Source organism: Segeticoccus rhizosphaerae, from assembly GCF_005222685.1.
In the GTDB taxonomy this organism is placed as follows: Bacteria; Actinomycetota; Actinomycetes; order Actinomycetales; family Dermatophilaceae; genus Segeticoccus; species Segeticoccus rhizosphaerae.
The window spans coordinates 1-779 of sequence record NZ_SWMA01000105.1 but is presented as its reverse complement, the minus strand read 5'-3'; the positions used below and the strand labels follow the sequence as shown (position 1 = coordinate 779).

At 64.2% G+C, this 779-nt stretch carries 1 protein-coding gene; it reads left to right on the top strand.

Annotated features, from left to right (window positions below; translation table 11 throughout):
- Positions 1-779: ABC transporter substrate-binding protein (locus FCN22_RS21500; protein WP_238384904.1), on the top strand; the 779-nt coding region annotated here is incomplete at both ends.

Below are 779 nucleotides of genomic sequence, written 5' to 3'. Positions count from 1 at the left end.
ACGCTCTACTACCTGACCCAGCGCAACGCGGAGCACCTGGACCCGCAGCGCACCTACATCGGCCGCGACATCTCCAACGAGGCGCGGATGGTCTACCGGACGCTCACCACCTTCCCGGCGGTGTCCGGTAAGGCATCGACCAAGGTCGTGCCGGACCTGGCGACCGACACCGGCACGTCGAGCAACGGCGCCAAGACGTGGAAGTTCACGATCAAGGACGGCGTGAAGTGGCAGGACGGCTCGCCGATCACCTGCAAGGACTTCCAGTACGGCATCTCCCGCACCTTCGCGACCGATGTCATCACCGGTGGGCCCAACTACGCGATCCAGTTCCTGGACATCCCGACCGCCAAGGACGGCTCTTCGGTCTACAAGGGTCCGTACGCCAAGGACTCCAAGGGTCAGGCGCTGTTCGACAAGGCCGTGCAGTGCACCGGCAACACGATCACCTTCCACCTGAAGAAGGCCGTGGCCGACTTCAACAGCGCCCTCTACCTGCCGGCGTTCGCGCCCTACAAGAAGAGCCAGGACCAGGGCGACAAGTCGAACTTCGACGTGTTCTCCTCGGGTCCGTACAAGCTGCAGGGCAAGTGGAACTCCGGTGGCACGAGCACCTTCGTGCGCAACCCGAACTGGGACCCCAAGACGGACAAGGTGCGGCACGCGCTGCCGGACAAGATCGTCTTCACCGAGGGCCTGACCAACGAGATCATCGCCCAGCGGCTGATCGCCGACAACGGCAATGACAAGTACGCCGTGTCCGACCGGTCCGTGCCGCC